The organism is Cryptosporangium minutisporangium, from assembly GCF_039536245.1.
GTDB classification, from domain to species: Bacteria; Actinomycetota; Actinomycetes; order Mycobacteriales; family Cryptosporangiaceae; genus Cryptosporangium; species Cryptosporangium minutisporangium.
Map to the genome: position 1 here is coordinate 44,138 of NZ_BAAAYN010000079.1, position 19,185 is coordinate 63,322.

Annotated in this window: 19 protein-coding genes; 10 read left to right on the forward strand and 9 right to left on the reverse strand. The window is 66.6% G+C overall.

What is annotated here, in order from left to right:
- Positions 1-14: 14 nt before the first annotated feature.
- Entirely contained in the window at positions 15-368 is a 354-nt protein-coding gene (locus tag ABEB28_RS40660) for a bifunctional 3-phenylpropionate/cinnamic acid dioxygenase ferredoxin subunit (protein ID WP_345733657.1), read from the reverse strand.
- Between the two features lie 196 nt (positions 369-564).
- On the opposite strand from ABEB28_RS40660, the gene ABEB28_RS40665 reads away from it, so the two are divergent.
- A complete protein-coding gene (locus ABEB28_RS40665; RefSeq protein ID WP_345733658.1) occupies positions 565-999 on the forward strand; it encodes an HNH endonuclease in 435 nt (144 codons plus the stop codon).
- Positions 1,000-1,077: 78 nt separating this feature from the next.
- Here ABEB28_RS40665 and ABEB28_RS40670 read toward each other — a convergent pair whose 3' ends face one another.
- Both ABEB28_RS40670 and ABEB28_RS40675 read right to left on the reverse strand, forming a co-directional pair.
- Positions 1,078-1,659 carry a hypothetical protein gene (locus ABEB28_RS40670; RefSeq protein WP_345733659.1) on the reverse strand — a complete coding sequence of 194 codons (582 nt, stop codon included), beginning with the start codon at positions 1,657-1,659 and terminating at the stop codon, positions 1,078-1,080.
- Between the two features lie 22 nt (positions 1,660-1,681).
- Positions 1,682-2,143 carry an ester cyclase gene (locus ABEB28_RS40675; protein WP_345733660.1) on the reverse strand — a complete coding sequence of 154 codons (462 nt, stop codon included), beginning with the start codon at positions 2,141-2,143 and terminating at the stop codon, positions 1,682-1,684.
- An 81-nt stretch (positions 2,144-2,224) separates the two neighbouring features.
- Here ABEB28_RS40675 and ABEB28_RS40680 point away from each other — a divergent pair, with 81 nt between their 5' ends.
- Together ABEB28_RS40680 and ABEB28_RS40685 are read left to right on the forward strand one after the other, a co-directional pair.
- Positions 2,225-2,692 carry a MarR family winged helix-turn-helix transcriptional regulator gene (locus ABEB28_RS40680; protein WP_345733661.1) on the forward strand — a complete coding sequence of 156 codons (468 nt, stop codon included), beginning with the start codon at positions 2,225-2,227 and terminating at the stop codon, positions 2,690-2,692.
- Between the two features lie 686 nt (positions 2,693-3,378).
- Positions 3,379-6,711: an NACHT domain-containing protein gene (locus tag ABEB28_RS40685; protein ID WP_345733662.1), complete on the forward strand. Its 3,333-nt coding sequence runs from the start codon at positions 3,379-3,381 to the stop codon at positions 6,709-6,711.
- Between the two features lie 311 nt (positions 6,712-7,022).
- On the opposite strand, the gene ABEB28_RS43320 is transcribed toward ABEB28_RS40685, so the two are convergent.
- Together ABEB28_RS43320 and ABEB28_RS40700 are read right to left on the reverse strand one after the other, a co-directional pair.
- Positions 7,023-7,946 (reverse strand): tyrosine-type recombinase/integrase, encoded by a 924-nt coding sequence (locus tag ABEB28_RS43320; RefSeq protein ID WP_425559062.1) that lies wholly within the window; start codon positions 7,944-7,946, stop codon positions 7,023-7,025.
- Positions 7,947-8,447: 501 nt separating this feature from the next.
- Entirely contained in the window at positions 8,448-9,014 is a 567-nt protein-coding gene (locus ABEB28_RS40700) for a hypothetical protein (protein ID WP_345733663.1), read from the reverse strand.
- A 397-nt stretch (positions 9,015-9,411) separates the two neighbouring features.
- Between ABEB28_RS40700 and ABEB28_RS40705 the strand changes: the two genes are divergently transcribed.
- The 5 genes from ABEB28_RS40705 (at position 9,412) to ABEB28_RS40725 (ending at position 14,310) form a co-directional block, all read left to right on the forward strand.
- Entirely contained in the window at positions 9,412-9,954 is a 543-nt protein-coding gene (locus ABEB28_RS40705; protein WP_345733664.1) for a hypothetical protein, read from the forward strand.
- A 476-nt stretch (positions 9,955-10,430) separates the two neighbouring features.
- Positions 10,431-10,961 (forward strand): hypothetical protein, encoded by a 531-nt coding sequence (locus ABEB28_RS40710; RefSeq protein ID WP_345733665.1) that lies wholly within the window; start codon positions 10,431-10,433, stop codon positions 10,959-10,961.
- Positions 10,962-11,015: 54 nt separating this feature from the next.
- Positions 11,016-12,611: an MFS transporter gene (locus ABEB28_RS40715; RefSeq protein ID WP_345733666.1), complete on the forward strand. Its 1,596-nt coding sequence runs from the start codon at positions 11,016-11,018 to the stop codon at positions 12,609-12,611.
- 131 nt (positions 12,612-12,742) lie between these two features.
- Positions 12,743-13,072: a YciI family protein gene (locus ABEB28_RS40720; RefSeq protein WP_345733667.1), complete on the forward strand. Its 330-nt coding sequence runs from the start codon at positions 12,743-12,745 to the stop codon at positions 13,070-13,072.
- Positions 13,069-14,310: an RNA polymerase sigma factor gene (locus ABEB28_RS40725; protein WP_345733668.1), complete on the forward strand. Its 1,242-nt coding sequence runs from the start codon at positions 13,069-13,071 to the stop codon at positions 14,308-14,310. Before ABEB28_RS40720 ends, ABEB28_RS40725 begins: the two co-directional genes overlap by 4 nt.
- A gap of 20 nt (positions 14,311-14,330) precedes the next feature.
- On the opposite strand, the gene ABEB28_RS40730 is transcribed toward ABEB28_RS40725, so the two are convergent.
- The 3 genes from ABEB28_RS40730 to ABEB28_RS40740 form a co-directional block, all read right to left on the reverse strand.
- Positions 14,331-14,510: a hypothetical protein gene (locus tag ABEB28_RS40730; protein WP_345733669.1), complete on the reverse strand. Its 180-nt coding sequence runs from the start codon at positions 14,508-14,510 to the stop codon at positions 14,331-14,333.
- 67 nt (positions 14,511-14,577) lie between these two features.
- Positions 14,578-15,120 carry a toll/interleukin-1 receptor domain-containing protein gene (locus tag ABEB28_RS40735; RefSeq protein WP_345733670.1) on the reverse strand — a complete coding sequence of 181 codons (543 nt, stop codon included), beginning with the start codon at positions 15,118-15,120 and terminating at the stop codon, positions 14,578-14,580.
- A 407-nt stretch (positions 15,121-15,527) separates the two neighbouring features.
- A complete protein-coding gene (locus ABEB28_RS40740) occupies positions 15,528-16,229 on the reverse strand; it encodes an NUDIX domain-containing protein (RefSeq protein WP_345733671.1) in 702 nt (233 codons plus the stop codon).
- Between the two features lie 154 nt (positions 16,230-16,383).
- Between ABEB28_RS40740 and ABEB28_RS40745 the strand changes: the two genes are divergently transcribed.
- Both ABEB28_RS40745 and ABEB28_RS40750 read left to right on the forward strand, forming a co-directional pair.
- Positions 16,384-16,857 (forward strand): hypothetical protein, encoded by a 474-nt coding sequence (locus tag ABEB28_RS40745; RefSeq protein ID WP_345733672.1) that lies wholly within the window; start codon positions 16,384-16,386, stop codon positions 16,855-16,857.
- Positions 16,858-17,038: 181 nt separating this feature from the next.
- Complete coding sequence (locus tag ABEB28_RS40750; RefSeq protein ID WP_345733673.1) at positions 17,039-18,067, forward strand: S1C family serine protease; 1,029 nt, start codon at positions 17,039-17,041, stop codon at positions 18,065-18,067.
- 105 nt (positions 18,068-18,172) lie between these two features.
- Here ABEB28_RS40750 and ABEB28_RS40755 read toward each other — a convergent pair whose 3' ends face one another.
- Complete coding sequence (locus ABEB28_RS40755; RefSeq protein ID WP_345733674.1) at positions 18,173-19,144, reverse strand: toll/interleukin-1 receptor domain-containing protein; 972 nt, start codon at positions 19,142-19,144, stop codon at positions 18,173-18,175.
- Positions 19,145-19,185 lie beyond the last annotated feature (41 nt).

Below are 19,185 nucleotides of genomic sequence, written 5' to 3' on the forward strand. Positions count from 1 at the left end.
GTGCTACCTCCGGGCTACTGGTGGACGCCGGGAAGCCGAGCGCCCGGTGGCAGGGGCGGAGCGGGGGTGGACGGGACGACGTGGATCGTGCCGTCCACGACCAGCACCTCGTGGGTGCGCACCGGGACCTTCGCCGGCAGGCCCTCCGGCGCGCCGGTCCGCAGGTCGAAGCGGGAGGCGTGCAGTGGGCACTCCACCGCGCAGCCCTCGATCCAGCCGTCGGCCAGCGACGCGTCCTGGTGGGTGCAGGTGTCGTCGAGGGCGTACAGCTCGCCGTCCTCGGTGTGGAAGACGCTGATCGGCGGTGTCAGCTCCAGGCGATGGCTCTCCCCGCGGGGCAGCTCGGCCAGTCGGCAGACCGGGATCATCGCGGCACCTCGTCTCCTCGGGCGGAAGCCGACGCAGCAGTCGGCGGGCGTCCGCGCCGCTGCGGAGGATCATTCGGTGGTGCGTGATACAGAACATGGTGCGTTCTACGCAACAAGATCGGTTGCCGGGGGCGCCGTGTCAAGAGCCCCGCGGAGCCGGGGATGCTGGTGGGGTGGGTGAGCGTTAGAGCCGGTGATGAGTGTTGAACGAGGTGAGCCGCCGGTGGCCTCCGACGGTGCGGGTCGGGCCGCGCCGCCGGGGGCCACCGACGGAGCGGGGAGGGCCGATCGGCTGGCGGCGCGGATCGCGCGGGACGGTGCGGCGTGCGTGTGGTGCGGCCGTGCGTTCGGCCGGCTGGTGCGTGCGACCACCGATCACCTGGTGCCGCGGGTCCGGGGCGGGCCGTCCTGGTTGGAGAACGAGGTCGCCGCCTGCGGGCGCTGCAACCGGGCGCGCGGTCACCGGGGCGCCGCCGACTGGGCGGATGAGTGCGAGCGCGTCGGTTGGCCCGTCGACCGGGCTCGGCTCGTGCGGACGCTCCGCGAGCTGGACGAGGCGATTGACCGCCGCGGCGGTCAACGCCGCGCCCGCGCCCAGATCGCGGCCCAACTCCGCCGCCTCGACGCCTGACGAGCGCGCGCCGCCAAGCGTTGCACATTCGTGTCCCCCATGGGGGTGCTGCCAGCATGTGCACGGCGTTCCCGCTGGTCAATCGTCCCGACGTCCGCCCGCCGGGCAACTACCCCCATTCGGGCGGGTAGTTGTCCGGCGGTGTCGCTGGTCAGGGTGATGCGGATGGTGGCGTGGGTCTTGCTCGTGAGGTGGACTTCGAGCCGGAGCGCGTCGTAGATCCGGCGGAGGGTGTCGGTGGGAAGTCGGCGGAGCTCGACGGCCATCCGGGGGAAGCTGGTTGAGGAGGTCGGGCTCCCCGGTGGGTTTGGGCGCCTGGGTGCGTAGCTGGTCGAGGTGACGTTGCGCTTCGGTGTAGTCGGCGGCGAGTTCGGTGTAGCGGTTGCGGATGCGGGCGCGCCAGGCGGCGTGGGTGACGTGGTCGGTGTCGTCGAGTTCGGCGAGCAGGCTGGTTTGCCGGGTCTCGATTTGGTGGAGACGTTGTTCGGCGGCTCGGATCGCGGCGTCGTGGTCTGCGGTCGCGCGGTTGGGTGCGGCGGCGAGTTGCCGGGCGAGCAGGTCGGTGCGGTAGGCGCCGAAGACGCGGGTGGCGATGACGGTGTGGATGGCTTCCAGTAGTGGTTCTTCCTGGATGTAGAAGGCGGCGGGGTGCTCGGGCATGCGGGCCTGGTTGGGGCCGGTGTTACTGATGGGCCGGTCCGTTGGGGCCGGCGATCGCTCCGAGTTGGGCAAGGCCGTCCAGGACGTCGGTACAGGTCCAGTACTCGACGAACTTTCCGCCGGATACGCGCAGGATGTCGTGGCCACTGAACGCAATCTCGGTGCCGATCGGCGCGGTCGCCTGCGGAAGGCCTCCCGCGTAGGTGGCGCGCATGGTCCACCGCGCGGAGATCAGGTCGTCCTCGACGATCGGTCCGACGTCGACGGTGATGGTGATGTCGCCGAACGCTGCCCTCGTCTGCTCGATCTCGGGGAGCAGCCGTGCGGGGCCGGTCGTCACTTCGGAGTCGGTGCCGTCCGGCCGCGCCTGGTGCACGACGAAGTCGCGGTCGAGAACCTCGTCGGCATGGCTGAAGTCGCCTCGCCACATCTCGGCCCAGCGGCCGTACAGGTCGCGGAGCTGGGCGTCAGACGGGGTGTTCACAATGATCTCCTATCGTCTAGCTTATATCTGCGCCACGCATTATCTGCGCGACGCAGCTAATGTAGGGATGGAGGTCGCGTCGTGTCAACGCATAGCCGCGCGCAACTGCTTTCGGCCGTCACCACGGCCGCTCGGCGGCACCATGCCGCCTACACCCTGTTCAATCAGGCCCTTGCTGACCGACTTGGGCTGCATCCGACGGATTTGCAGTGCGTCAGCCTGCTCGCCCTCGAACCGGAACCGCTGACCACCGGCGAGATCGCGAAGTTGACCGGTTTGACCTCCGGATCGGCCACCCGGCTGGTCGATCGGCTGGAGCGGGCCCACCTCGTCGAAAGAAGACCGGACCCGCAGGACCGCAGGAAGGCGCGGGTCTCGCTGACCACACAGCGCGACGCAGAACTGGAGGCGGCATGGCACGTGCCTGGCAGCGCCTTCGTTCAAGCACTTGAAGGCTTCACCGACGAGGAGCTCGCGGTGATCGAGCGATACCTGCGGCACACCACGGAGGTCGGCAGTCAGCAGACAGAGTCGCTGCTCACGAAATAGCCCATGGCCAGGACCCGCCTGCGAACACTACGCGTCGACGATGCTGAGTAGCGGTGAGTTGTCCGCCATCGCGATGCCCACTGGATCGAGTTGCGGGCCTGGCCGGCGGACGCAACCCTGAGAGTCTGCGTACAGGTCTCGTGCGCTTCGACGACCCCTGGAATTATCCGGAGCTTCTTCTCGCGCCACCGGAGCGGCGAGTAAGAGGGACTGTGCTGGGACTTATCGCAGATGAGCACCTCTACGGAGGTTCCCTCCGGTGGCCGGGCGCGGTTGCCGCAACCCACACTCGGTTCTGCCCGTGCAATACGCATACCCGACCGACGCACGCACGCACGCACGATACGTGTGTTGCGGCGACCGCTCATCGGCTTCCTGCGGATGTCGGCTCGACATCGGTCACACAGCCCGCCGCCTCCCACCAAGTCCCCACTGACACGGGCTGAACGCCGCACGCCAAATAGCCTTCCGGCCGGCGCGCGGATCGCGGCACGAGAGGATGCTCGAAACGGGCCCCGAACGTGGCCGATCGACATGCAGTAGCCGTAGTCGTTGACCCATGTCCCCGAGTCGCACACGCCGTGCGCGGCAGGAGAGGTCGATTCGGCCAGCCACCCCTCAGAGCGAAGACGAGGAAATATGCGCTCGCGGCGGCAGGCAGCTGGGACACTTGGACGGTACCTCTGGTGTCCATCCGTCGACGGGGGTTCGATGCCGTGGAGGCCGTGATTCTCCGGGTGGGCGGTGCTGTTGTCGGGTCCGCAGTCAGGGCATGGCTGACCGATCGAAAAAGCCATCGTGAGCGATCGATGGGTCTATCTGAGTTGATGAACGTCCGCCTCGGCGATGACTTCCGGCGCAGGCGATTCAATCGCGAGGTGGAGGCAATGGCGGACGCCGTAGCGCAGCGTCTGCTGCCGTTGTGGAGCCAGGAGTTGGGTGACCTCGACGTCGGTGAACGCAGGGCCGCGCTCGACGCTGTGGCGGCGGGGTTCGAAGCGACCGACCTGTCGGACGCTTCGCTCTTCGCGATGGATGTCGATGCGAAGAACCTTGCCCAGAGACTACGGGCTCGTTTACCGGACGCAACCGAAAGGGCCGGGCTGAGCGCGGCTGGAAGCAAATTCCACGACGTTGTCCTCGACGAGTGTTGCGCTTGCTATGTCGAGTTGGTTGTTCATCTGCCGCCCTTCACCGCACGCGCCACGGCGGAGGCGCTCGGCCGCATGTCCAGGCTCGCCGACCAGGTGAACCTAGCGCTGCAGCGGCTACCGGCTCGAACGCTCACGGCGCCGCACGGCACAGCACACGACGAGGAATTCCGGCTTCGGTACCTCCGCCTGGTCAGCGCAACTCTGGACGATATGGAACTGTTCGGGGTCGACATCCGCAGCTACCGCCCGACAACGACTTTGAGTGTCGCCTACATCAGTTTGTCCGCCACGACCCGGATGCTGGGTCGACGCACCGGTCGGACGAGACCGTACGATTCCGCTCAATGGCTTGCCGACGCCGCCGCGCCGCCGCGTGACACCACGGTGCGTATCGAGCAAGCATTGGGCAGTTCCAGGCGCATCCTGGTTCGCGGTGACGCCGGATCGGGAAAATCAACCCTGCTCAAATGGCTCGCCATCAATTCGGCTCGAGGCACCTTCAGTGCTGATCTCGCGCACCTCAATGGGCACACTCCGTTCCTGATCAAACTTCGGAGCTACGCGGGTCGGCAGATGCCCAAACCCGAGGAGTTCCTCGATGACCTAGCAGATCCGCTCACCGCGTTGATGCCAGCCGGGTTCGCGCATCGCCGCATGGAATCAGGCACCGCGCTCGTACTCGTCGACGGTATTGATGAGCTGCCGGCCGATGAGCGTCGCCGAGTCCGCGACTGGCTGCGTAAGCTGGTAAGCAGCTTTCCTGATAGCCACATTGTGGCTACCTCCCGGCCCGCTGCCGCTGCTGCGTCATGGCTGGAGCCTGAAGGTTTCGTTTCGGCATTCCTCGAGCGAATCAGCTCCGGCGACGTCCGGACGCTCATTCGGCGTTGGCACGACGCAGTGCGCGAGGCCGATAGCCTGCCGTGTGACCCACGGGACTTGCCGCGGTACGAGGCCGCATTGCTCGGCAGGCTCGAAGGAAGCGCCGATCTGAGAGCCCTCGCGACAATTCCGCTACTGTGCGCAATGCTCTGTGCGCTCAACCTTGACCGGCGTACATACTTACCCAAGGATCGGATTTCCATCTATCAGGCGGCCCTCACCCTGCTGCTGGACAGGCGTGATGCAGAGCGGCAAATTCCTAGTGCTCGAACGACGCACCTCGGCGTGGATGACAAGCGGCAAATACTGCGGCATCTTGCGTGGCGGCTGACGATCAACGGTCGCTCGGAACTCTCGCGAACCGAGGCCATCCAACGGATCACCGACAAGTTGACCTCCATGCCTCACCTAAGCGGCGACGCCAGCGAGGCCCTCGAACACCTAATTCACCGCAGCGGCGTCCTGCGAGAACCGGCCGCAGACCGCATCGATTTCGTGCATCGAACCTTCCAAGAATACCTGACTGCGGAGGAAGCCGCTGATCAGGGTGATATCGGCCTCCTCATTCACAACGCCCACCTGGATCACTGGCGCGATGTCGTTGTCATGGCTGCCGGTCTCGCGAATTCGCCGTTGCGCCATGAACTCATCATAGGCATACTCGACCGCGCTGAAGCTGAGCCGCGGAATCGCCGTCGGTTAAGACTGCTCGCAGCGTCGTGCCTGGAGACGGCTCCAAGCCTCGCCCGCGAATTGGCTAATCGCGTTGAGACATGCATGGCGGGGCTCCTACCCCCACGTGGGACGGCTGAAGCGCGTTCCCTGGCCTCCGTCGGCGCCAGCCTGCTGCCGAGAATGCTCGTGGAGCCCGGAGATTTGAGCGAAGCCGCCGCCGCAGCCACAGTCCGTACGGCTGCCTTGATAAACGGGTCGGAGGCGTGGCCCGTATTGGAACGGTTCGCCGCGGACCCGCGGCATCGTGTTCAACGTGAACTAATCGCCGTCTGGGAGTACTTCGACCCCGACGAATATGCCGACCGGATATTGGCCGATGCGCCTCTGATCAACGGCTCCGTAACAATTGTCAATCAAAACCTACTGGCGAGTCTTACCCGACTACGTCGGCTTGCTGAGCTCGAAGTCCGATTGAACGATGTAACAGATCTTGATTGTCTGGTCGGGTTGCCGCGCCTGAAAATGCTTTCCATTGATGGTGACTTCCAGGATTTGGCACCATTGGCTCCGCACGCGGAACTGGAAAACGTCCTGCTGGCGACGAGAAGCCAGCTAGACCCAGGGCCTCTCACGCTCCTGCCGAAGTTAGCTCGCCTGTTTTATTATCCGGGGAAGGTCGCCGATCTCAATTTCATCCGATCGATGTCCCTGGCTGACCTTGCGGTCAACGGAATACACGAGGTGGCTGACTTTTCCGCGCTCGGGACGCAACAGCGGCTCACGTCCCTCGCCCTGTATGATTATGCAGAAGATGCCGACCTCAGCGCGCTTCGCGACCTACCGATTCTACGAAGCCTCGACGTCGGCCGCATAAGACCAACAACGCATCTCAATGCGGTGTCACGTCCAGGGATTGCTCGACTCGCCGCTCTGGCGCCAGGGCTCACTCAACTCGGCTTCCTTCAAGTATCGATGTCCTCCGAGCTTCCTGAGTTGGCAAGATTTGGGCAACTGGATTCCCTGTCCATTCGCTCCTGCGACGTATCCGATCTTTCTCCGCTATCGAGCGTTCCCTCGCTCACGAAATTGGAAATAGCTCCATCAGATGGCGATCTCTCGTTTCTTGCTGGGTTACGGTCCGTGGACCGACTGGCCGAGCTCACGATTCTGTCGGATAAAGACGATACCTGGACAGTCGACCTGTCCCTGCTCGGCGATCGACCCTTGATAGTCCGCCTCTATCGCGACCGCCACCGAATCATCGGAGCGGGTAGGGGTATACGCGTGAAGCGGATAGACTATCAATAGCGCGGTGTGTTCGTTCGGCTGGCGTTCGGGTTCTCACCAGAGTTGGATCCCAGGTGCACAAGACGGCAGGTTCGGACGTTCCGGGTCCCGCTCCAGCCAAACTCGGGACTGCATTCGTGGCCTCTCGCCGTCCGCTCGACCACGAGCGCCGACTGCCGCTGAATCGTTCACCGCTCCCGGTCGCCGCCGTTCGCACGGTGATTCCGCGATTCGGCCACGAACTCGGCTCAATCGGCGCCTGATGGTGCCGACTTCATGGCTGATCGGCGGCGCGCGCCCCGGGCGGCCCGTCCGGTGGCCGGAACATCCGCTCATCGGCAAGGTCGCGTGTTGTCGTTACGTCCCGGAGGCCATGTAGGCGGCGAGGACACAGTTGGGGTGGCGGTCGAGGTTCTTGCGTGCCCGGTCGTAACGCATCGTCGTCCGTGGGTCAGCGCGCCGAGCGGCGATCTGGGTGTCGCGGAGGCTGACGCCGGCGTCGAGCATCGTCGTGACGAGTGTGTGTCGGAGCATGTGCGGGTGCATCCGAGGCATCCGGATCCCGGCGGTCCCGGCCATATTCTTGAGCTGGCGGGTCGCGGCGTGTCGGTCCATCCGAGCGCCGCGGTGTTGCGCAGGATCGGCCCGCCGGTTCGCTCGTCGACGGCGCGGTCGAGCGCGCGGCCTACCGCCGGTGGGAGCGGTACGAGGACGACCTTGCCGCCTTTGCCGCGCACCCGTAGGACGCGGTGGCCGTGCTCCTCGCCGAGATCAGCGATGGTCGCGCCGGTGGCTTCGAAGATGCGTAACCCGAGCAGGCCGAGCATCGCGATCAGAGCGAAGTCGTTCAGGTTCGCCGACAGGCGGGCCGTGGTCAGCAGTGCCTCGAACTGCAGGTGTCCGAGCCCCAGCGTGGGTGATTCGGGCGAGACGAGCGGCCGGCGGACGTAGTCGGCCGGTGACTGGGTCAAGACCTGGTCGATGACGCAGACCCGGTAGAAGCCGACCACGACCGATAGCCGCCGGGACACCGTGGACGGCTGATAGCAGCGGACGTCCTGGAGCCAGCGGACGTAGCGTTCGACGTCGGCGCGTGTCACCGTCAGCGGATCGAGGCGCTCGTCGGTGCACCAGCGCAGGTAGACACGCAGGTCGGACTCGTTGTGCAGGCGGGAGGTTCCGCGGTACTGGCCGAGGTAGGCGGCGACGGCCAGATCGAAGAGACCAGCGTCGGGGGCAGATGCGGTGGTAGTCATACCTCACGGTCAGCCCAGGATCAGCGCAGCGCTACGGCTCCCTGGCGGCGGCAGAGTAGTGCGTTGCGCTGACCGGACCGCCGATGGTCGCTGGCGCTCGTGGGTGGCTAGGTTTCGCCCATGTCTCCGTACGGCCGCGAGGATGACGAGTGGGACCGCCTGGTCGACGTTGGGCTGGGGTTCCTCGTCGAACGGGCGCGTGCGCAGCGCCCCTGCACGTACACCGATCTGAACCTCACGCTCGTTGAGCAGACAGGTGCTGTCAGCTTTTCGGCCTACTTAATCCGTCCGAGGATCAGACGGAGTTCTGGATCAGGCAGCTCAACGGGCTGTACGAACTGCATCGCCGGTAGGGCCAGTAAATCTGTCTTGGCGTCTGCTCGCGGCAGGAGCGTGAGTTAGGATCCCAATCGAGGTCGGCGACGGCGTCGACCGCAATAATTGACACTACTAGGGCGGTCCGGCTGGCTATCTAGTCCTAGGCTGGAGTCGCCCGGGCAGTCATGTGGCTGCCGTGTTGCGCCAGTTCGTGGATGGTGGCTGCCCAGGAGCGCGGTCCCGGCTGAGCCAAAGCGTCGCCTCGAAACTCGATCCGAATTCCGCGTCGGCGCGTGAGTATTCGAATGACCCCCGCACGACGACATCTCGCCCTGCCGCTATCCAATCCTGCATCTGAGGGAACCGCTTGAGGCTGATCGGGTAGTTGCCATCCTCCAGCGGCATGAGCACCTTGCGGTTCTGCTCCTGCCACGAGATCGGATTGGGAGGCTCATCATGAGGCCGGTCTCGGGGCTCGAGGGTCACGCTGAGCCGGGCGTGCTGGGCCGGAATGGGGCCGAAGTTGCGGAGAAGAAGGCAGAGCGTTGGTCCGTCGTCGCCGTCGAGCCCTTTGATGGCGAAGTCAAAGACTCCGACCCAAGGTCGCATCCTTGCCGCTATCTCAGCCTGGGCGGCGTGTCGATTCGCCTTCGACTCCCGTAAGTTCAACCAAGCGAAGATGACTGCTAACACGGCCATGGCGGTTGCCAGCGCCTCGACTGTCGCAGGATTGTTACCCCACTCATCCATCCAGCTAGGTCCTTCCAGGGCGCCGCTCGGCGGCATCGGCGTCTGCTGTCGCGCCATACTCTAGAGCGGGCGTTCGACGATGGTCCTGGCGCTCCGGCCCCATCGGACTACGTAACCGACTCAGGGAGGCGTAGGCAAACAGCAGCACCGCCCAGCCGAACGTCAGGACCGCCGCTAGGGACGGTGTCCCGGCCGGGACACCGAGCGGAATGGCTCCACGCACTCAGCAAGAGCGGAAAGTGCCATCGGCGCGGCAGTCGAACCTCAGGACCACCCGACCGGGCCACCATTCGGCTCTCACGTACGCTTCGGCGCTGCCGCTCCCGCTCTGCCTCGCGATAATACGGGCAGCTCTCATAGCGCTACCCCGATGTGCCGCTCTCGACCGGAGGCAGCAATGGACGCGACTCAGACTGCGCTGATCGGCGCCGCGATTGGAGCTGCTACGGCTATCAGCGCCGCCGCGCTCACCTCATACGTCACCCTTCGAAGTGAGCGGATTCGTCAGGAGCAAGCTCGGCGGGCAGTCAGAACCCAGACTCTGCGGCAGCATGCAGCGGACGTGTTCGGCGCAATCTTCCGGATCAGCTATGCGATCAGCTGGATCACCTGGTACGCCACGCATCACGAAGCCTCGTTAACGGAGGATGAGGTCGCGTCTTACGACGATGCCCTACGAGGGGCGTATCCGGATTTACTTAGTTCATCGGCAGCAGTGGCAGCAATCGATCTCGCAACATACGAGGCCTTAACGAATATTTTCGAGCCAGTGTTCGAACTCGAGGAAGGCACTTCTCAAGCCCTCTACCGCTTGGCCACTAACCGGGAGCGAGGCTTAGAGGAACTTAGATCCTATAGGGCAAGCGCGTTGGATGTGAATGAGAAGATTCCACGGGAAATCGCGCGCGTCATGCAACTCGCGGAAGACCGCGTGCACTGACCGTAGCCGTCTCGCCGAAAGTAACTCACATCGGCACGACAGGTCGCCTCCGCGCTCACTGATTGCTCTGGGCAGAACATCCGACTCTCGGCAGTTGCGGATGTCAGCGCGCCGCTGCGATCAGCTCCCCAGAGTTGTTGCTGGGTCATGCCCGGCGGCCGTAGGCCGTCCGTAGCTGCTTCGGGCTGCCATCGGCGGCATCACCAGCTGAAAACCGCGCCTCAGATTGCCTGCCCGGTGTCAAGGCCGTCAGCGCTATCGAATCTGATCGACATCGACATGTCGCGAGAGATCGCGCTGTCACGTCTGATCGACACCCGCTGCTGGGTCCCATCGACAAAGCCACTGAGGCGAGTGGCTTCCGCTGCCGCCCGGGTGCTCGGGGTCGTGGCTGGCGTTTGCCGGGGTGGCGGACGGCAAAGGCCGCGCGGCCCGGGTGGGTTCCCACCCCCGGTGTTTCTGACGCGGATGGTTCTATGAACAAGGCACTGATGGAATTCCACCGCGTGCTACTGCCCGGTGGCCGGATCGCCATGTCCGAAATGATCAAGGCGACCGACGCGTCACCGGCTAAGAGGCCGTTCCCCCAGGCCCGCGAGCCCATGACGGCGGACCAATGGATCAAGGAGTTCGAGGCCGCGGGCTTTCTCGTCGAGGAGTTGATCCACTGTGGCCCCCGCAGGTACGTCAACAGCGGCAAGCACCTGCTCAACCGCCACGAGGAAGTGAGCGGTCTTCTCGTGGACCAGTTCGGCGAGAAAGTGACCGCCGAGATCAGGGACGGTATGCAGGAGGCATTCCACCTAGGCCCGGAGCACGTGAACTACCTGATCCTCTGTGCCCGGAAGCGATGGTTTGACCGGTGCGTATTGGCGTGGCCGGTCGAAGATCTCCAGGCCACGCCGGCCTCGGATCTCCGGCCTGGCGACAGGTCCCGCCCCGACCGAACCCCCGTGGTCGAAAAATATCCGGGAGGTGGTGTCGGATCGGGGCTGGGACGTTCGTAGCGGGGGTGAGCGGCGCCATGAGGGGGCCCCGCATGCCGACGACAGGATCAGAACATGACCACTGCAGACACGACGCCCCAAGCCGGGCGGCGGGAATGGGTCGCGCTGGCTGTGCTCGCCCTTCCTACGTTCCTCGTCACGATGGACTTCTCGGTGCTCTACTTGGCCGTTCCGCACCTGACTGTCGCTCTTGACCCGACCGGCGTCGAGCAGTTGTGGATCGTGGACATCTACGGCTTCATGATCGCGGGATTCCTGGTCATGATGGGCACCGTCGGTGACCGGATCGGCCGCAAGAAACTGTTGCTCATCGGCGCCGTCGTGTTCAGCCTCGCCTCGGCGGCGGCGGCGTTCTCCACCAGCCCGGAGATGCTGATCGCCAGCCGCGCCCTGCTCGGTGTGGCGGGTGCCGCGGTCATGCCGTCGGTGCTGGCCCTGATCACCGCCATGTTCACCGACCCGAAGCAACGCGGTCGCGCCATCACCATCTACCTGACGTGCTTCATGGCGGGGCTGACGCTCGGTCCGCTCGTCGGTGGCGCGCTCCTCGAGTACTTCTGGTGGGGTTCGGTGTTCCTGGTGGCCGTGCCGGGAATCCTGGTGCTGCTGGTGTTCGGTCCCGCGGTGCTCCCCGACCAGAAGTCACCGCAGCCGGGCAGGCTCGACCCGTTGAGCGTCCTGCTGTCGCTCGCGGCGATGCTGCCGTTCGTGTATGGGCTCAAAGGGCTGGTCCGCTACGGCTGGGATTGGTTCGCGCCTGTAGCGCTGGTGTTCGGCATCGCGATGGGTGTGGTGTTCGTCCAGCGGCAGCGGAGCCTGGAGCACCCGCTGCTCGACCTGCGCATGTTCGGCAACCGCACGTTCACGTCCGCGCTGGCCCTGACCTTCGCGACCAGCGTGGTGGGCACCGGCACCCTCCTGCTCGTCACGCTGTACCTGCAGAACGTCACCGACCTCACCCCGTTGGCGGCCGGCCTGCTGCTGATCATGCCCAACGTGCTGATGATCATCGGTAGCCTGGCCAGCCCACCGCTGTCGGACTACATCCCCACCATGTACATGATCATGGGCGGGCTGCTCATCGCGGGCGTCGGCTACACGATGTTCACCCTGGCCGGCTCGGCATCCGGTCCCGAGATGATCATCATCGCGATGTGCGTGGCCATGCTCGGCACCGGGCCGCTGGCCGCGTTCTGCAACCAGCTCGCCATGGGAGCGGTGCCGGCGGAGAAGGCCGGCTCGGGGGCCTCGATCCTGCAGACGACCAACGAACTCGGGCTCGGGCTCGGCATCGCCACACTCGCCACGCTGGGAACCGTTGTGTACCGGAGCAACATGGAGGGCGCGCTCGACGACGTGCCACCCGACGCGGCGGCCGCCGCCCGGGAGAGCGTCGACCGGGCGGTCGACGTGGCCGGTCAACTGCCTCCGGAGCAGGGCCTTGCCCTGCTGGCCGCAGCCCGCGACGCGTTCACCTCCGGCGTGCACACGGTCGGCATCGTGAGCGCCATCCTCTACGCCGGCCTGGCCGTCCTCGCACTGCGGGCGTTCCGGCACCTGCGGACCACGAAGAGCGCCGACCTACCCACCCCGGCGAAGGACCCGGAGGCCAACCCGGTCCCCGAAGCCACGTCGGCCACCACAGCCTGAGGCCGTCGACAATGGACCAGAGTGTTTTGGAAAGAAAGCCGCGAGACGGTGTCGGATCGGGGTAGGGCCGTTCGTAGCAAGAGTGAGCGGCCGTCCACCGGGCGCCACCGACGTCATTGGAGACTACCGAGATGCAGTACCTAATTTCTGTGATTGACGACGAGACCACCTCTCCCACCCCGGCCGAGCTGGCCGCCGCCGGCGCGTTCAACGACCGGCTCAAGACCGAGGGACACTTCGTCTTCGCCGGCGGCCTCGCAGCGCTGAGCACGGCCACCGTCATCGACAACCGGAACGGCGAACCGGTGTTCACCGACGGTCCCTTCCTGGAGTCAAAGGAGTACTTCGGCGGGCTCTGGATCATCGAGGCCCCCGACCTCGACGTGGCGATCAAGCTCGCTGCCGAGGGATCCAGGCAGTGCAACCGGCGGGTCGAGGTGCGGCCGTTCCACAGCGAGTGAACGCGATCGACGTCCGAGAGGCGATCACCCGCGCCCACCGCGAAGAGTGGGCCCGGGTGGTCGCCGTACTGACCCGACGTTTCGGTGACCTCGACATCGCCGAGGAGGCGGCCGCCGAGGCATTCGCCACCGCCGTCGAGCGGTGGCCCACCGTCGGCGTACCCCCCAATCCCGGCGCCTGGCTGACCACCACCGCCAGCCGCAAGGCCATCGACCGGATCCGGCGCGAGAACAAGCGCGACGAGAAGCAGAGGGAGGCTCACATGTTGTCCGCCGACAACCCGCCCGAGCCTCCCGGCGCCATCGACGACGAGCGGCTCCGGTTGCTCTTCACCTGCTGTCACCCGGCGCTTGCGATGGAGATCCGTGTGGCACTCACCCTGCGCATGGTCGGCGGTCTGACCGTGCCCGAGATCGCCCGTGCCTTCCTGGTGCAGGAGAGCACGATGGAGCGGCGGATCACCCGCGCGAAGGCCAAAATCAAGGCGGCTCGCATCCCCTATCGGGTGCCGTCCCCGGAGGATCTCCCGGCCCGCGTCTTCGGCGTCCTCGCCGTCCTGTTCCTCGTGTTCAACGAGGGCTACCTGGCGACCGGCTCGGACACCGACCCGATCCGTCAGGACCTGACCGCCGAGGCGATCCGGCTCACTCGCCTGCTCCGGGCCCTCATGCCGCAGGACGGCGAGGTGGCCGGGCTCCTCGCGTTGATGCTGTTCATCGAGGCCCGCCGCACCGCCCGCGTTTCGGCCAGCGGCGAACTGGTCACCCTCGACGAACAGGACCGAGCGACCTGGGACGCGACGCTTCTCGCCGAGGGGCATCAGCTGGTCCGCGAACGCCTCGCCGCCGCGGCCGCCGGGGTGGCCCCGGGGCGCTACCAGATCCTCGCGGCGATCAACGCCGTCCACACCTGCGTCCGCGACGCGCGCGACACCGACTGGGCGCAGGTCGTCACCCTCTACGACCAGCTCGTCCGCCTCGACCCCTCGCCGATCATCGCCCTCAACCGGGCCATCGCGGTCGCCGAGCTCGACGGCCCGCACGTGGCACTGGCAGCCGTCGAACGACTCGAGGACGAGCTGGCCGGCTACCACCCCTACCAGGCCACCCGCGCCGAACTCCTGCGCCGGCTGGGCCACAGCCAGCAGGCGCGCGCGGCCTACGACAAAGCCATCGGACTGGCCGGCAACACCGCCGAGATCGCCCACCTGAGGCGCCGCCGCGACCAGCTGGGATAGGGCGGCGGCGCTTCAGGTGGTCACCCTCGCGGCTTCACCACCGGCACCGCCTCTGCGGCAAAGGCCGGCCGGACGTCCGCCAGCAGCTTGGCGATCACCACTTCGTTCACCCAGGCCCCGCCGGTCCGGTGAGCGACACCCAGCCAATCCCCGATGTCCCATATCTCCCGGCAGGCGGCCAGGACGGGCAGGCCGGCCACCTCGCTCCGGCTCAGCGGACGGACCTGCTGGTAGCCGGTGAGGACCGCTGCCCAGCGTTCGCGATCCTCACCGGCGAGTCGGGCCCGCGATAGAGAGCGACCAGGTCGTACGCGCGTAGCCCGAACCCGCGGCAGCCGCTACCGCCACGCCACCGGGGAGACCCGGCCGCCGCTCCGGTTTGGCCCGCCCGCCCGCCGCCGCGAGCTTCGCCACTAGGAACTCTTCCGCCTCGCGCTCATTCCGATCGGTCAGATCGATCCACGTCAACCCGCCCAGCACACCCGGTAACTCACACGGCCGCACGATCACCGGGATCAACCGCCGCGACTCCCCGCGCGGATCGGCCCGGAACGCCATCTGCCACTCCACCGACCGATACGTCGAGGACGACAGATACGACGGGGAACACACCGCCAGGGTCCGGGCCGAATCCCGCACGGCCTCGTCCATCTTCGACACCCACGCCGTGCCCGGCACAAAATCCCAAACCTGCACCACCACCCGCAACCCGGCGTCTTCCAGCACCCAGGCGATCCACTCCGCCCACTTCCGGTCCGCCGACGTGTAAGACACGAACACGTCCCAGCCCGGCGCCACCCCCGACCCCATCCATACATCACAGTGTGTCAACCATCGACCACACCAGTACAGACTCCGCCGATCCGAGCCCGGGGAGAAATACACCAGCCAACCCGCCAAAGGAGCACCTACCCGAGCCGACCCGATGATCGCAGAGAAGCTGGCCATCGCCGAACCCACCAAACACCAAGCCAGCCAGCCCGTTCGACCAGCCACAGCCTCAACCGGCAACGGAAGACGGCAGCTCCATGCAGAGCCGCCGCCCCCAGGACGTCCGGACGGCCGAGCGCGTCAAGAGCAGCGGTCACAGGACAGGCCCCTCAGAGACAGGGCCCGGCCGAGTAGCGATCAGCTCTTGGCGCGCCAGGAACACCGCCGGCCAGAGACGACCAACCAACTGTGGACGAGCGCCGACCGGCGTTGCACGGTTGTGGCCGTTATCGGGGAGAGGAACGTGCAACGTTCAGGGGGCCGCGGAGGGCGGCCCACTGGAGAAGCATGATCGTCTTCGCGTCGGTGATCTCGCCGCTCTCGATCGCGGCGAGGGCCTCCTCGAACGGCAGCTCGACGACCTCGATGTCCTCGCCTTCCTGCGCGACCCCGCCGCCCGCCGACGTCCGGCTCTCCGCGCTGTACGGCGCCGCGTAGAAACTCAGCCGCTCGGTCACCGAGCCGGGGCTCATGTAGGCGTCGAAGACGTGCTCGACCTCGCCGATCGTGTGGCCGGTCTCCTCCGCGGCCTCGCGCCGGATCGCGGTCTCCGGGTCGTCGCCGTCCAGCAGTCCCGCCGCGGTCTCCAGCAGCATCCCGTCCGGATGACCGTTGACGTAGGCAGGGAAGCGGAACTGCCTGGTCAGCAGCACGGTCCGGCGCGAGACGTCGTAGAGCAGGATCGTCGCGCCGTTGCCTCGGTCGTACGTCTCGCGCGATTCGGTCGTCACCCGCCCGTCGCGGTGGCGATAGGTGAAGACGTTCCGGCGCAGCACGTACCAGCTCGACGAGAGCAGCTCCACGTCGAGAACCTCGACGTCGGGGTTGCGCCGCAGGTCCCGCCCGGTCAGGTGGAGCCCGGTCCGACCGCGGCCGTCGGGCACGTCGACTCCGGGCGTGCCGGTGGTTTCTGCTGGCATCGGCGTCATGTCCTGATCATCTCGCGTACTTGTGGGGCTTCTGTGCTCGGTGTCGGTTTTCAGACCTGCGTCGGAGGCCGACTCTTCTGTGGACGGTTCACGATCGGCTCCGGAGTGGTTACCTGGAAATCGGAAGCAACCGAGCATCCGGGCGGAGGGTGAGATGTCGGACGTCGACTGGAACGCGCTGCGGGACCAGTACCAGGCCGGATACGACACCGGGGTGGCGGAACTCCGGGCGGCGGCGTCCCGGTTCCGGCAGGCGGCCGAGCTGGACGGCCACGCTGATTCGAACGGCTTCGCCGATGGGCCGGTCGATCTCAACGACAAGGATCTCCGCGTCGCGCTGGCCGATCTGTTCGCAGGCCTGGCCGACGACGCCGAGACCACCGGCCCCGACCCGCGCGCGTTGTCGGTGGCCCGCTCGCTGGCCGCGCTCGCGCCCCGCCCCTCGCTGCGGCAGCTCGAGCCGTTCCGCCCGGTGCCGGAGTCCGAGCCGGTTCCGGTGGTCGCCTCGGCGGTGGCGCACGGGCGCCCTGCGACCCGTGCCGACGTGGTGATCGCCCGGGTCGCGGTGGCCGCCGCGTCGGTCTGGCACCGCCTGCGCGGACGCGCTGAGCCGCCTCGCCGCCTGTGACCCAGCGCTGCCTCAGACGCCCCAGCCGCCGCGCCGCCCCAGCCGCCGCGCCGCCCCAGCCGCCCCGCTGCCCGAGCCGCGACGCTCCGACGCGTGGGTGTGACGCTGCCGGGTACCGCCTGCGGGTTAGCGTTTACCGGCGCGTTGCGTAGTTGCATGATCACGCAGAGGGAGGCGGCTAATGATCGGGCGGAGGAGGGCGGCGACTCTCGCACTGGTCGTACTCGGCGCGGGGCTACTCGCCGGGTGCAGCGACGACACGGCCCCCGAGGGCAAGCCGGTGGCCGAGACGTCCCCCAGCGTGTCGGTGGCGCCGACCGGAGCGTCGATCCCGGACGTGGTGGAGGTCGTCGAACCGAGCGTGGTCACCGTGACCGCGGGCGAGTCGCAGGGCAGCGGCGTCGTCTACCGCAAGGACGTCGTCGTCACGAACCAGCACGTGGTCGGCAGCGCGCGGGCCGTCACACTGACGCTGGCCGACGGCGCCACCGTGCGCGGAACGGTGGTCGGCACCGACGAGATCGCCGACCTCGCGGTGATCCGGGCGGCGCGGACGAACCTGCCCGCGGCCGCGATCCGGTCCGATCTGCCCCGCGCCGGTGAGGTGGCGCTCGCGGTCGGCAGTCCGCTCGGCTTCGAGAACACGGTCACCCAGGGCATCATCTCCGGCGTCGGACGGCAGATCCCCTCCGAGCAGACCGGCGGACGGCCGCTCGTCGACTTGATCCAGACCGACGCCGCGATCTCACCCGGCAACTCCGGCGGTGGACTGTTCGACGCGCAGGGCCGGCTGGTCGGCATCAACGAGGCGTACATCCCGCCGGCGGCCGGCGCGGTCTCGCTCGGGTTCGCGATCCCCAGCGCCACCGTCGTCGACGTCGCCGACCAGTTGCTCACCAGCGGTAAGGCCACCCACCCCTACCTGGGCGTGTCGCTGACCGAGCTCACCGACGCGGTCCGCAACGCGCTCGGCGTCGACGCCGAGAAGGGCGCGGTCGTGGTGCGGGTGGCGGCCGGGTCGCCGGCCGCGGCGGGCGGCCTCCGGGCCGGTGACGTGATCACGATGCTCGGCGCCGAGACCGTCGAGGCGGTGGAGGACGTGTACGCCGCGCTGCGGACCGTCGACCCCGGCGACCGGGTGGACGTCGTGGTCCAGCGCGGCGGCGACGCCACCACGGCCTCGGTGACGCTGGGCCGGATCACCGGCTGAGGCGTCCAACGGGTCGCCGGTGGGGAGTGCCATCGTCGGCGCCCGAAGGTCTCATGTGGAAAAGTGGCGAGTATCGCCTGATGCAGGCGCGATGCGCCGACTAGTTCAGAGCGGTGGTTGCAACTGGATCTCTGCAGCGGCTTCCCAGAGTCCGTCGAAAGTTCGCCGTAACTCGTGCACGCGGGCAGGTGACGTGTGCAAGGTCGCCCTCACCAATTTGGTGCCCGCGACACCCGGAACCAGGCTCTCGACGTGGCCGATCGAGTCGTCGAAAAGAACAAAGTCGGGTATCGACCCGATGTCGACGTCAGCCGTCATTTCGGCCGTCAAGACCTTGACGCTGATGTGATTGTCGTGCTGTGCCGAACAGATTTGCAGGAACGTTTCGTCCGCCGCGAGTTGCGGGTCGTCGAAGATGAAGATCCGGCGCACCACTACACCACGTGCAACCGCCGCACGAAGGGTCTGCAGATAGATCGTCGCCATCGGAGTGTGCCAGAAACTTCCGTCGAGAGGGCCGTCGATGCTGGGCACGCTAGTCGCATCGATACTCACGTTGGCGGCAGCGCTCAGTGTGAGCAGCCAATCCGGGGTCTCCCCTTGGAAGACAGCTTCGCCCTGTTCGAGCTGATTGTGCAATCGATCGGTGATCGAGCGGGTGGCGCGAGTGAATCGGTCGATGATCGATTGATCCGGCGAGAATCTGGTGCGCGGGAGTCGGTGAATGAACTTCGCGCTCGGCATAATCCCCCCGCGAACGTCCTCGTAGTGCAAGCCGGCGGTGAGGAAGGGCGTTCGGCATTCTTCCAGTAGCAGGGGAACTATTTCTTTTCCTTGGGCATCGGCGTAGTGAAGCTCCCTCTGCACCCATTTAGAATCCACCGAACTCGTACTCAATAGTACGATGAATGCTGCGCTGGCTTCGATCCGAGTTTCTATTTCGTTGACGAAGCGGTCACCAGCGCGTAGCTCGAAGTCCCACCAGACTTCCACGCCCGCTGCTTCGAGGAACGCGGCGAGCTTTTCGGCGTAGAGACGGTCGGCCCGGCTGTAGCTGAGAAAGACTGCCTCGGACACGGCCCCTCCCCGACGCGGTGTCGCGCTGACGGGTCCATTCT